Annotated in this window: 12 protein-coding genes; 11 read left to right on the top strand and 1 reads right to left on the bottom strand. The window is 48.7% G+C overall.

All coding sequences use genetic code 11. The features are described 5' to 3' along the window. Nucleotides 1-4: 4 nt before the first annotated feature. The 10 genes from ACSF8W_RS00220 (at nt 5) to ACSF8W_RS00175 (ending at nt 9676) form a co-directional block, all read left to right on the top strand. Nucleotides 5-439 carry a nuclear transport factor 2 family protein gene (locus ACSF8W_RS00220; protein WP_500844088.1) on the top strand — a complete coding sequence of 145 codons (435 nt, stop codon included), beginning with the start codon at nt 5-7 and terminating at the stop codon, nt 437-439. Nucleotides 440-453: 14 nt separating this feature from the next. Beyond that, nucleotides 454-1194: an SDR family NAD(P)-dependent oxidoreductase gene (locus ACSF8W_RS00215; protein ID WP_500844086.1), complete on the top strand. Its 741-nt coding sequence runs from the start codon at nt 454-456 to the stop codon at nt 1192-1194. After that, nucleotides 1191-2531 carry an NAD(P)/FAD-dependent oxidoreductase gene (locus ACSF8W_RS00210; protein WP_500844085.1) on the top strand — a complete coding sequence of 447 codons (1341 nt, stop codon included), beginning with the start codon at nt 1191-1193 and terminating at the stop codon, nt 2529-2531. Before ACSF8W_RS00215 ends, ACSF8W_RS00210 begins: the two co-directional genes overlap by 4 nt. 16 nt (nt 2532-2547) lie before the next feature. Then, nucleotides 2548-3321 carry a DUF1365 domain-containing protein gene (locus ACSF8W_RS00205; protein WP_500844083.1) on the top strand — a complete coding sequence of 258 codons (774 nt, stop codon included), beginning with the start codon at nt 2548-2550 and terminating at the stop codon, nt 3319-3321. Nucleotides 3322-3361: 40 nt separating this feature from the next. Beyond that, nucleotides 3362-4609 (top strand): class I SAM-dependent methyltransferase, encoded by a 1248-nt coding sequence (locus tag ACSF8W_RS00200; RefSeq protein ID WP_500844081.1) that lies wholly within the window; start codon nt 3362-3364, stop codon nt 4607-4609. A gap of 90 nt (nt 4610-4699) precedes the next feature. Next, nucleotides 4700-5275 (top strand): DUF2878 domain-containing protein, encoded by a 576-nt coding sequence (locus ACSF8W_RS00195; protein ID WP_500844080.1) that lies wholly within the window; start codon nt 4700-4702, stop codon nt 5273-5275. Continuing rightward, entirely contained in the window at nt 5244-5831 is a 588-nt protein-coding gene (locus ACSF8W_RS00190) for a chalcone isomerase family protein (RefSeq protein ID WP_500844078.1), read from the top strand. Before ACSF8W_RS00195 ends, ACSF8W_RS00190 begins: the two co-directional genes overlap by 32 nt. A gap of 23 nt (nt 5832-5854) precedes the next feature. Further along, nucleotides 5855-6412: a DUF3833 domain-containing protein gene (locus ACSF8W_RS00185; RefSeq protein WP_500844077.1), complete on the top strand. Its 558-nt coding sequence runs from the start codon at nt 5855-5857 to the stop codon at nt 6410-6412. Between the two features lie 188 nt (nt 6413-6600). Then, a complete protein-coding gene (locus tag ACSF8W_RS00180) occupies nt 6601-7704 on the top strand; it encodes a cytochrome-c peroxidase (protein ID WP_500844076.1) in 1104 nt (367 codons plus the stop codon). Beyond that, nucleotides 7694-9676: an ATP-binding protein gene (locus tag ACSF8W_RS00175; protein ID WP_500844075.1), complete on the top strand. Its 1983-nt coding sequence runs from the start codon at nt 7694-7696 to the stop codon at nt 9674-9676. Before ACSF8W_RS00180 ends, ACSF8W_RS00175 begins: the two co-directional genes overlap by 11 nt. 35 nt (nt 9677-9711) lie before the next feature. Here the strand turns inward: ACSF8W_RS00175 and ACSF8W_RS00170 are convergent, their stop codons facing one another. Further along, nucleotides 9712-11394 (bottom strand): DUF2813 domain-containing protein, encoded by a 1683-nt coding sequence (locus tag ACSF8W_RS00170; RefSeq protein WP_500844073.1) that lies wholly within the window; start codon nt 11392-11394, stop codon nt 9712-9714. A gap of 257 nt (nt 11395-11651) precedes the next feature. Here ACSF8W_RS00170 and ACSF8W_RS00165 point away from each other — a divergent pair, with 257 nt between their 5' ends. Next, a complete protein-coding gene (locus ACSF8W_RS00165) occupies nt 11652-12044 on the top strand; it encodes a VOC family protein (protein ID WP_500844071.1) in 393 nt (130 codons plus the stop codon). The last annotated feature ends 34 nt before the right edge of the window (nt 12045-12078 follow it).

Raw genomic sequence — 12078 nt, 5'->3', positions numbered from 1 at the left:
GAGGATGGAGATATCTAAAACAGCCCAGATCACGGATGACTTTGTGCGAACCTACCGAGCATTGAAGAAAGATAACCTGTCGATCCTCGCGGATCTTTATCATCACGATGTGGTGTTTGAGGATCCCGCGCACCGTGTTGAGGGGATCGAGCAGCTCACGCAATATTTTGCCCGCTTATTCCAATCTGTGACGCATTGCGAATTTCAAATCCATGAAAATATCACCGCTGGCCAAGTGGCTTATGTGCAATGGACCATGTTATTCAGCCATCCCAAAATTGCCAAAGGGCAAGAGCGCCTTGTTAACGGCTGTTCTCGGCTTGAATTTTGCGATGGTAAAGTGATCCAGCATCGTGATTATTTCGATATGGGTGAAATGATCTATGAAGGCGTGCCCCTGATGGGGCCGGTGATTCGCCATATCAAAGCGAGCTTATAGCGAGGGAGGTGAGGATGACAAGCACACACCACGTGTTGATCACCGGTGCCAGCTCCGGTATAGGGCGTCAATTGGCGCTGGATTATGCCGATCAAGGCTGGACGGTGTTTGCGTGCGGGCAACATGCCGAACGGTTAGAGGCATTGTCGGCAGAACACGCCAATATCACGCCTTTGCGTTTTGACATGACGGATTTGAATGAGACACAAACCGTGCTCAATACGTTACCGATAATGCCATCGCTCATTATTCTTAATGCTGGCACCTGTGAATATATCGACCAAGGACGTATTGATGTGGCGCTGTTTCGTCGGGTGTTTGAAGCCAATGTGTTTGGCACCCTGCATTGTTTACAGGCCCTGCAAGATCGGTTTGATCAGAACACGCACCTTGTGATCATGGGGTCGACCGCTTCTTATGTGCCATTGCCCCGTGCCGAAGCGTACGGTGCGTCTAAATCGGCGCTGGCTTATTTGGCGAAAACCTTAGCGTTAGATCTGGCCTCGCAAGGTGTGAAGGTGTCACTGGTGAGCCCGGGGTTTGTGCAAACGCCGCTTACCGACAAAAACGATTTCCCTATGCCGATGTGCGTGCCTGTGGCATTCGCATCAGAAAAAATCAGAAACGGGATCGCCGCTCAACGGCCTGAAATCCATTTCCCGCTCACGTTCAGTATATTTTTAAAAACCCTCGCCTTATTGCCTTTGCGAATTCAGTTATGGGCAGTAAGTAAAATGACAAGGACTTCTGCATGAAAATTGCCATTATCGGAACAGGTATTTCCGGCCTGACTTGCGCGCATTATCTTCATTCATCGCACGACATTACCGTGTATGAGGCCAACAGTTACATTGGTGGGCATACCGCCACCGTCGATGTGGATGTCGACAGCGGCCAATATGCGATTGATACCGGTTTTATTGTGTTTAATGACCGTACGTACCCTAATTTTGAGCGGTTATTGGCCGAGCTGGGGATCGAGAGACAGCCGACGGAAATGAGCTTCAGTGTTCAGAATGCCGAAAACCAGTTGGAATATAATGGCCGCAGCCTGTCGACGCTATTTGCTCAGAAACGTAACCTGCTTAATCCACAGTTTTACGCGTTCATTGCCGATATCCTCCGCTTCAATAAATTGGCACAACAGGTTGATCTTGACCAAGCGCCATCCCGTACCTTAGGGGAGTTTCTTACGCTACATCGCTTCAATGCTTACTTCTGCGAAAACTACATTTTACCAATGGGAGCAGCCATCTGGTCCTCGACACTGTCTGACATGCGAGGATTCCCATTGGGCTTTTTCGTCAGATTCTTCCGCAATCACGGCTTATTAGACATCACCAATCGTCCGCAATGGGCTGTTATTCCTGGGGGTTCCCGTGAATATGTTAAACGTTTAGTCCAGCCGTTTAATGATCGTATCCGTTTGTCTTCACCGGTGGATGAAGTGCGCCGTGTTGATGGGAAAGTCATTGTGACATCTTGTGGTCAGTCGGAGACGTATGATGAGGTCATTTTCGCCTGTCACAGTGATCAAGCTCTTGGCATGCTGGCTGACCCAACGCAAAACGAAAGTGTGGTATTGGGGGATATTGCCTATCAGCGTAATGACGTGATTTTACATACCGACGAGCGTTTATTGCCTGAGAAAAAAGTGGCATGGGCGGCATGGAATTATTTTCTCGGCAAAGATGATGACGGTCAGCGCGACAATAAACTCGCTTGTTTGACCTACAACATGAATATCTTGCAGGGACTTGATGCCCCAGAAACCTTCTGTGTCACGCTCAATCAAACGGAAAACATTCAACCGGAAAAGATCTTACGCCGTTTTGTTTACGCACATCCGGTGTTTAATACGGCCAGTTTGAAAGCGCAGCAATCCCGTCATCTCGTGAATGGCCAGCAACAGACGTGGTATTGCGGGGCGTACTGGTACAACGGTTTCCATGAGGACGGGGTGAAAAGTGCGCTTGATGTGGTTGCAGGGATTGAATCCGCGGCGATTGAATCACGGTCAGATAGCGCAGAGGCCATTGCGGGCTATTCACTCGCGGCGGCCATGACGTCATCTGCGTCTTCGTCGAAATAAGGCGGAGGGGAAAACGATGAACAGTGCGTTGTTTGTGGGAACAGTGCGGCATCGGCGGTTTCATCCCGTCGAGCACCAGTTTAATTACCCAATGTTTATGCCTTTCATTGATCTGGATGAACTAGAGACGTTAGAGCAGACCGTTACAGGTTTTGGGCAAAAGTGGTGGCATTTTGCCCGTCTGAATGTCGGCGATTACCTGCGTGATGATCAACAGACCGCGACATTGAAACAGGCCGTCATCAACAAAGCCGCCAGTTTGACGGGAGAGGTCGTTGATGGGCGAGTGATGATGTTGTGCCAATTGCGCTATGCCGGGATGTATTTCAGCCCGATAAATTTGTATTACCTGTATGACCAACAGGATGAATGGAAAACCGTGTTGGTGGAAGTGAGTAATACGCCTTGGAATGGCCGCCATTACTATACGCTGCCGGCAAAAGCGACATGGGTGACACCGCAATGGCGGGGGGAGAAGCAGTTTCATGTCTCGCCGTTTAATCCGATGGAACAGTATTACCAGTGGCAACTGAAAGCCCCACTGAACCATCTACTGGTGCATTTAGATATTCATGATCAGGGGGATGACCGCAAAGTGCTGGATGCCACAATGGCGATGCAGCGTCAGCCGTTCACCACGGCAGTGTTATGGCGCTTGCTAGCAAAAACGCCGGTGCAAACGGCCAGTGTCGTCATTGGCATTTATTGGCAAGCCTTAAAGTTATGGCGAAAGAAAGCGCCATTTTATGACCACCCGCTATCGTCCACGAAACGCGATAGCGCCGGATAAGATAAGCATCACGATAACGAGAAGAAACGAGGATGTTCCCATGCTGAAAAGTGAAGCAAATACTTTACCGCTCGACGTGACCGTTGCTGACAATGTGGCCAAGAAGGTGATTTTTGGTATTTTGACACAATTAGACGGCGTCGGAATTACCATCGCGGAATATAACGGTGAAACCATACAATTTGGCAATCATGAGGCGGCGTGTCAGGCGCATATCATTGTTAATAATCTCGGTTTTTATCAGCGCGTATTACGCGGGGGCAGTATTGCCGCTGCGGAAGCCTATATTGATGGCTGGTGGGATTCACCAGATTTAACCCAAGTGATCCGCGTGATAGCGCGTAACTTGCCTGTGCTGGATAACATTGAAGCCAAAGTGGGGTGGATAACCCAGCTAAGCGAAAAATGGCTGCACCGTTCTCGTCGAAACAATAAAACGGCCGCCAAGAAAAATATCCTCGCCCATTATGATCTCGGCAATGATTTCTACCGTACCTTTCTAGACACCAATATGCTCTATTCGGCGGGCATTTACGACAGCCAAGCAACCACGTTAGAGCAAGCGCAAATCAATAAGATGGACCGATTATGTCAGCAGCTTGACTTGCAGCCGACTGATCACTTACTGGAAATTGGCACCGGTTGGGGCGCAATGGCCATACATGCCGCGAAACATTACGGCTGTCGTGTCACCACCACCACGATTTCCAACGCCCAACATGCGTGGGCAAAGGAAAAAATTGAAGCCGCCGGCTTGAACAATCAAATCACGCTGTTACTGGAAGATTACCGGGATCTCAGTGGGGAATACGACAAGATTGTGTCCATTGAGATGATTGAAGCGGTGGGTAAAGAGTACCTGACGACCTATCTGCAAAAGTGTCAGTCGCTATTGAAGCCAGACGGGTTGATTGCGATTCAAGCAATCACAATCGCGGATCAGCGTTATGACAGTTACAGCAAAGGGGTCGACTTTATTCAGAAGTACATTTTCCCTGGCGGCTTTCTGCCTTCGATCACCGTGTTGTCATCACAGTTAACCGCGCACACGGATTTTGTTATCCGAGATATCAAAGACATCGGGATGGATTACGCCAAAACCTTGTCTGACTGGCACCAGCGCTTTGAGCAGCAGATCGATCAGATGGCAACGTTTGGATTGGATGAACGATTTATTCGGATGTGGCGCTTTTATTTCTGCTACTGCGAAGGCGGGTTCCGTGAACGCAGTATCAGCACAGTGCAATTGCTTGCAAGTCGTCAAGGCTGGCGAGACAGAACAGAGTAAGACCTGTTGTACTAGTAGCCAAAAGCCAAAAGCCAAAAGCCAAAAGCCAAAAGCCAAAAGCCAAAAGCCAAAAGCGACAAGGAGAACAACATGAAAGTGAAAGAATGGCTCCTTGTTGGGTTGGTGTTTAATGTGTTCTGGTTTCTGGCCGTATTGGGGCAAAACCAAACACTGTGGTTAACCTTGCCGTTGATTGTCTTGTGCTGGTGGCGTTACACCGGTTCGGCTTCCTTTGGATTATGGGTTGGCGTATTAGGCATAGCCATTGACAGCATATGGCTGCATGTGGGGATCTTTGCTTTTGACAGCCACGGTGAAGCGCCAATGACTGCGCTCACTCAGGCGGCGGAAACCTTAACAGCGAAGGCGATCCCGTTATGGTTGATGGCGCTTTGGATTGGGTTTGGCTCGTTTGTCTGGGTTGTGCGTGAAACGGTACTGGGTTATCCCAAGGTGCTCGTGCTGATGGTCTTCGGTATTGGTGGCACCTTGAGTTACTTTGCAGGATACCGGCTGGGTGCTGTGGAGTGGCCTTATGGTGCGGGGATCACGTTCAGCATCCTGCTGGTGACTTGGACGGCCATAGGCGCCGTGTTGATTTGGTTAACAGAACGGTTCGCCCGGAGGCATAACCATGCTCACTTATCTCACTCATCGCATGAATAATGGCATGCGCAAGCTAACCAAGCGTGTCATGAACCCTCGCATTGAAAGTGCAACAGCGCGCTGTGCGGTGGTGCTCTTTGTTGCTTCCTGTCTGTCGGCGCCCGCTTCGGCAACCTCTACGTGGCAAGCATGGCCAGCCATTGGTGATGCCAGTTTAACGTGGGGTCCGTGGGTCATTTACGATTCTGAATTGCGTTCACCCAGTGGGAGGTATCGCAGTCAGGATCACGATCTCGCTTTGGTGATCAAATATCAAAGGGATATTGATAAAGACGATCTGATTGAGGCGACAGATGATCAATGGCGACACTTGGGTATCAGCCAAGCGAAACGCACCAAGTGGTTGCGGACGCTGCATCAAATCTGGCCGGATGTAAAAAAAGGTGATCGGTTGATCTATGTGTTACAGCAAGAGCAAGGGCGTTTCTACCGTGATAACCGCCAAATTGGGGTCCTAAACGATAAAGAAATGTCACAGTCTTTCATGCATATCTGGCTGTCACCCAACACGTCATACCCCACGATTCGTCAGCAACTCATTGGCATGAAGAAGTAACACACTGAAACAAAGGCAGGACTATGGTTTCGTTTAAAGTGCATCTCATTAAATGGTGTTGGGTAGGTATTATGGGACTCAGTTTATTTGGTTGCTCAGCATCAATTGATGACTATAAATATGCAAGACCCCAATTGGACTTATTCCACTATTTTGAGGGAGACGTTAGTGCGTGGGGCATGTTACAAGATAGAAGCGGCAAGCAAACGCGCCGTTTTGAGGTGGCCATTAAAGGCACGGTGAAAGGGAAGCAATTAACCTTAGAAGAAGACTTTGTGTTTGATGATGGTGAAAAGCAGCGTCGAGTATGGATCATTACGGAAACACAAGAAGGCCATTACATTGGCGAAGCCGGGGATGTGGTGGGACAAGCCAGTGGGCGGGTTGTGGGCAATGCACTGAATTGGCAATACGTCTTACGGGTTCCGGTAGGGGATTCAACCTATGATATTACGTTTAATGATTGGATGTACCTGCAAGATGATAAGCGAATGTTCAACGTAGCGAAAATGACCAAGTTTGGTTTTGACGTCGGCCAAGTGACCTTGTTCTTTGAACGCCATGAAGCCATAAAGCCATGAATTAAGAGACGAGAGACTAAGAAACTAGAAATTAACACGAAAAAGTGCCCAAGACGTAAGTAGACACACCCTAGTACGTGATTTCCTCCGTCTGCGTCACATGAAAGACAGATAGACCCGAAATTAATTTGTTATCTCGCGTGCTATACACCTAGGTTTACAATGGAGATTATAAAACTAGGTGCATTGTGAGAGTAAATAAATATGTATTGGGTGCCAGCCTCGGCCTGTTGGTTTGTGTTGCTATCGGCGGGATTATCCTACAAAAGGCTGATCCCCATTCTCGTTCATCACCGCATACCGACGATGCCAATGGAAACCTTAAACAAGGACATTCTGCTTCGGCATTGCATCGCCATCCCTCTGTTGGCAGTGACCCCTCTGTAATACCGCACCCACAGGCTTTGATCCAACCCATTCCCCTTGCTACCGACTATGATCTCGACAGCGTCCGAGTGGGGTGGCAACTCTTCCATGATCCCAATCTGTCTTCCAATCGAAAAGTCAGTTGCGCAACTTGCCATGATCTCAATACGAACGGTGCTGAGCGTATACCGGTATCCATCGGTGTAAAGGGTGCGGGCAGTCGAAATTCAATGACAGTATTTAATGTCGCCCATAATGTGCGTTTTTTCTGGGATGGCCGAAGCAACAGCCTGGGGGATCAAATGGATGGCCCTATTCATAATCCTCTGGAAATGGACAGCAATTGGCCAGCCATTGTGGATTACGTCTCTCGTTCATCGCGCTACAAGACGGCCTTTGCTCAATTAGGCCGTCCTGTCAGTGCGGATAGCATTCGTACCTTGTTAGTGGATTTTCAACACACGTTAGCCACCCCTAATGCCCCGTTTGATCGCTACTTGCGCGGGGAAGACGTTGCCATCTCTCCTGAAGCAAAACGCGGCTGGCAGACTTTTCAAAAAGAAGGCTGCGTCAGCTGCCACCAAGGCGTTAACGTCGGGGGCAGTATGGTCATGAAATTTGGCTTTTTTGGCATCGAGGCAACCGGAAAAGAACGCAACAGCCAAGACAAGGGGCGGTATGAATTAACGGCAGACATACACGATGTGAATCTGTTTCGTGTGGCCAGCTTGCGTAATGTTGCGATCACTGCTCCGTATTTCCATGATGGGCGAACCACCTCCTTGTCAGAGGCGATTCAAATCATGGCTAAAAGCCAATTGGGTAAAGATCTCGATAAACAGAAGCTGAGTGATATTGAAGCCTTTTTGCAGGCCCTTACCGGCGAACGACCGGCCATATTGGAGGTGCTTGAAAATGAACAATAATCAGACGAAATACAACCCATTCAAATATACACTGACCCAGCGCTATGGCCTGATTTTCCTTGGTCTGTCACTTATCTTGCTGCCGCTGTCATTGTATGCCTATGTGCAAAATGTGAAATTAAACGCGTATTTACTCCGCTTGACCGATTTAGGGCACCATCTTATCCATCTGCGGGATGACATTATTCTGGCTGCCAACCAAGGCATTGCACAGCCTTATGCGTTAACGTCGGAACTGGTTACGATTGAACACGAAGTTGAAACCATTAAGCAGCACGGCACGCGTTATGAGTGGCTGCCTGATTGGGTGTTTCATGATCAAATGAACACGGTTGTTGAAGACTTCAGCCTTGCTGCGAATGCTCTGACTGGGCAACTTGATAAGCTGGTGGGCGTGAGTGTGGCCAAATCATCAACGTTACTGTCATTGCGTGTGGTACTTGATGAAAAAAATGATGTGGCATTGGATGAACAACCGTCTAACGCATTACTGGCCGATATGGTTAATCAGTCATTGCATGATAAAAAAGCGGAATATTACCCGTTCAAACGGATATTTACCGAACTGAATGCTGAGCAACGCAGGCTGTATCGTTTATTACTGTCAGAAGACAGCGTTGGCTTTGTGGAAGCTTCTGAAAGAAAAGTCGGTGAAATGCAGGCCTTCTATCGTGATCTGAATGCCTTTAGTGTTGTCAGTTTTCTTGTTTTGATGCTTTTGCTGATTTTTCTCCTGACAAAAGCACGCTTGCGTGAGTTAACGCGTATTAACCTCGAAATCGCCCAAGGCAAAGACAAAGCAGAAGCGGCCAGTCGCGCAAAGAGTGTGTTTCTTGCCACCATGAGTCATGAGCTACGCACACCGATGAACGGGGTGTTGGGAATCGCGGAGCTCATCGAATCCGAAACACAGGAGCCAGATACCCAAGAGCAAGTGAAGGTGATCATAGATTCGGGTCAACACTTACTGACGTTACTGAATGATATTTTAGATTTTTCTAAGATTGAAGAAGGCAAAATGACCTTAGAAGAGGTTGAGTTTTCATTAGACCGCGTGATCGTGCAATTGGATTCGACGCTGCGTCCACTCGCTCGCAATAAAGGATTAACCTTTCAGTTAACGAATGCTTTGCCGCCCCATACTCATTTGTATGGTGATGCAGCAAGGCTTAGACAAATCTTGTTTAACCTTATTGGTAATGCGATCAAATTTACGGAGCAAGGACGGGTGGAGGTGGCGTTTAATCACGCCAATGGCGACCTTACCGTGAGTGTGCGAGATTCTGGCATCGGGATCCAGACGGATAAGCTTGATACTATTTTCTCACCGTTTGAACAGGCTGAAAACTCTACGACCCGCCGATTTGGAGGAACGGGGCTAGGGTTATCGATTGTGAAAGAAATCACCCGCCTGATGCAGGGGCGTATCCACGTCACGAGTGAAGAAAATGTGGGCAGTGAATTTGTGGTGACGTTGCCTTTTGCCCTGCACCTTGTCGCAAAGCCTGACACGGTAGCGGCAAAAACCGAGAATGAAAATCAGGCGACGCGACGCGGATTGCATGTGTTGCTGGTGGAAGACAATGCCGTGAATGCGATGGTTGCGAGGCGATATTGTGAAAAAGCCGGCCATAAGGTGACGCATTGCCTTGATGCCATTAAAGCGATAGACACACTGAAGCAGACCCGTTTTGATTTGATTTTGATGGATAACCATATGCCTGGGATGCAAGGGAGTGACGCCATCAAGATCATTCGACAAGAACTGCACATTCATACCGTCATTTTTGCTTGTACGGCTGATGTGTCCCAAGACGCGCATGATGCGTTCATGGCGAACGGGGCGCACTGCGTGTTGACTAAACCGTTACAGGCTTGCCATTTAAATGAGGCCATCACGACCTTTGCGGTTGATATTGAGCGTTTCGGCGCGTTGCATACGGTAACGGTGAAACCGGTCGTCCCCGTGTAAAAAGACAACGTTGTAGCATCGTCTGTCGGTATGCGTTAACTTTGCCCGCGTGACATGGCGACAACGCGTTTTAACACCCAGCGTAACAGTAATGGAATATTGTCGACGTTTTCTTCATCGATGTATTTCACCATCGCTAACGCCAGATCGGGCTTGGCATGGCGTTTAAGGGCCCGGTGTATGATCTTTTTTGCGGGCATGGGGGAGTCGGTTGGAATGTTGGCTAATTCACGAAACAGCGGCTCAAACCCATTAAAGTACAGAAAATGCTCAATATCGCGTTTTGGGAGCATTGTGATGCGGTGGCGCTCCGCTTCAGCCCCTAAAAGATGGCGAACTGTGTCTACGTAGCGTCTTCCTGCCATATCACCGTCTGCAATCATATGCCATTCAATCCCCAAACTGCGGGCCACTTTAATCAGCGGCCGTAAACCACTTTGGGCAAACTCAATGATCTGCACGCCTTCCGCTGCTAGGTTATACCCACAGATCCGCGCCAACTCATTAAAGAGCCAGACTTCGGTTTCACCTTCGACTAACAGCCATGCACGGGAGAAGAGCGCGTTTGGCCGATGGACGCGCAAGTGAAACGTAATACGCCGTTGTTCATCTTTGCTGATGTTGTGATCCTTTATGGCGTAGACCTGTGTTTTGGCGGGCTTTCTGATCAGCTTCTTGATGCTATTGAGCGGGACAACAGAGGTGAGATCAGGGCTATTGGTCGTTAAGATTTTTTGCATCGGCATTTTGGTAATGAAGGTCCATGCTTGATGCAAAATGGTGGGGTGTAAACGCCCTTCGGGATCTTCCAAAATCATAATCGGACGCGATAGCCGCTTTAACTCAACAGGCCCTCTGGCGCGAATAAACGCATTCAATAGCCCCATCAGCACCAAGCGACTCTGGCGGCTGGTTTCCGGTTGCGTCAATTGCTCTAACGGGTTCATGGCATAGTGAGCACGCTCCGGAAAGTGCGCACGGTCAAAATCGTGATGGCGGTTATGCGGCGTAAACGCGAAGTAATGATCCACTAAGGTATGCAGGGCATTAATACTGCTTTTGATTTCAGCTGGGCTTACATGACCGGGTTGCGTCATTAAGCGACGACAGGTGTTATCCAAACGGCGTTCAATACGTTGCTTGTCGGTTTTACGCTTATCCGCTTGGGCATGGCTGAGCTCAGTACTGTCATACGCGACGCGTTCATCCCGCAACCGGCGCGCATCTCGAATTCGCACGACGGGATGGAGCACCATCAATTGTCGAGCTAACTTCTCACTGTTTTCTATGGGGATCACTTCGCCATGGTGGTCAAGAAAGGCATGTTGGGTGGTGACTTTGTCATTTTCAATGGCGCTGGAAATTTGGTAAAGCAGCGTGCGGGAATTCGGTGTCTTATCGGCGTGGTGCGTCTGTATCCATACGGGGGCAAAGGCACGGTAACGCCTCGCGTGGCACTCACCCGGAAAATCTTCCTGCCAATGGAGCACGATCTGTAGATGCTGCATTTTGGCGTGGCCTGCACTGTAGTCGACATGGAAATCATTAAAGGAAAAGGTATGGAAAGTGGCATGGGGCGATAAGGCGATATCTAGCGCATCCAACAGGGACGATTTACCCCAGGCGTTTTCCCCAATCAACACGGTTAACTCATCAAAAGATAATGACAGACGCTTAATGCCCCTGAATCCTGCTATTTCGATACGTTGTAGCTTCATAGTCAGCCTCGCCGTTTTCCTCTGGGGTTTCCCCACATCGTTAAGCCTATCGCACACGGATGGGAAGGGACGCTGTATTTGTCACAATATTGAAAAGCAGGTCGTCGAAAATCACGATAGAGTGCCTTGTTGACCGGTAAGGGAGTTGTTATAGTGCGCGCGATAAAAACCACGATAAATAATTGATAGAAAATGTGTTGTGGTGCGGGTTGATACGAGGGTTGATACCTTGGCGTTAGACAAATTGGAGATGTCAGATGGCTAAAATTATTCATTCTATGGTACGTGTTGTTGACTTGGATAAGTCCTTGCAGTTTTACAAAGCGGCACTTGATTTGGATGTGGCAGAGCGCTTAGATTTCGATGGCTTTAGCTTGGTGTATCTTCGCAATGAAGAAAACGACATGGAGCTAGAATTGACGTGGAACGAAGGCGCGGAAGCCTACACGCACGGTACGGGTTATGGTCACTTGGCTGTTGCCGTTGAACACCTTGAAGCGGAACATGAAAAATTGACTGCGTTGGGCTATGAACCTGCAGAGATCAAAGAATTTTTCCGAGACGGCCAATTATTGGCGAAGTTCTTCTTTGTTCAAGACCCAGACGGTTACAAGATTGAGTTCTTGCAACGTCATGGTCGTTACCAGTAAGCCATTGTGCCCGAACAGGCTGCGCATGATGCAT

It is taken from the genome of Photobacterium sp. 270122K (assembly GCF_059941365.1).
Note: the sequence above shows the minus strand (reverse complement) of the source record. Positions and strands in the feature narration are given on the sequence as shown.

What these genes read in the sequence shown, in the direction of transcription:
- ACSF8W_RS00185 (WP_500844077.1), top strand. Translation starts at nt 5,855, where the DNA reads ATGGTTTCGTTTAAAGTGCATCTCATTAAATGGTGTTGGGTAGGTATT.
- ACSF8W_RS00210 (WP_500844085.1), top strand. Translation starts at nt 1,191, where the DNA reads ATGAAAATTGCCATTATCGGAACAGGTATTTCCGGCCTGACTTGCGCG.
- ACSF8W_RS00190 (WP_500844078.1), top strand. Translation starts at nt 5,244, where the DNA reads ATGCTCACTTATCTCACTCATCGCATGAATAATGGCATGCGCAAGCTA.
- ACSF8W_RS00200 (WP_500844081.1), top strand. Translation starts at nt 3,362, where the DNA reads ATGCTGAAAAGTGAAGCAAATACTTTACCGCTCGACGTGACCGTTGCT.
- ACSF8W_RS00165 (WP_500844071.1), top strand. Translation starts at nt 11,652, where the DNA reads ATGGCTAAAATTATTCATTCTATGGTACGTGTTGTTGACTTGGATAAG.
- ACSF8W_RS00215 (WP_500844086.1), top strand. Translation starts at nt 454, where the DNA reads ATGACAAGCACACACCACGTGTTGATCACCGGTGCCAGCTCCGGTATA.
- ACSF8W_RS00220 (WP_500844088.1), top strand. Translation starts at nt 5, where the DNA reads ATGGAGATATCTAAAACAGCCCAGATCACGGATGACTTTGTGCGAACC.
- ACSF8W_RS00195 (WP_500844080.1), top strand. Translation starts at nt 4,700, where the DNA reads ATGAAAGTGAAAGAATGGCTCCTTGTTGGGTTGGTGTTTAATGTGTTC.
- ACSF8W_RS00170 (WP_500844073.1), bottom strand. Translation starts at nt 11,394, where the DNA reads ATGAAGCTACAACGTATCGAAATAGCAGGATTCAGGGGCATTAAGCGT.
- ACSF8W_RS00205 (WP_500844083.1), top strand. Translation starts at nt 2,548, where the DNA reads ATGAACAGTGCGTTGTTTGTGGGAACAGTGCGGCATCGGCGGTTTCAT.
- ACSF8W_RS00175 (WP_500844075.1), top strand. Translation starts at nt 7,694, where the DNA reads ATGAACAATAATCAGACGAAATACAACCCATTCAAATATACACTGACC.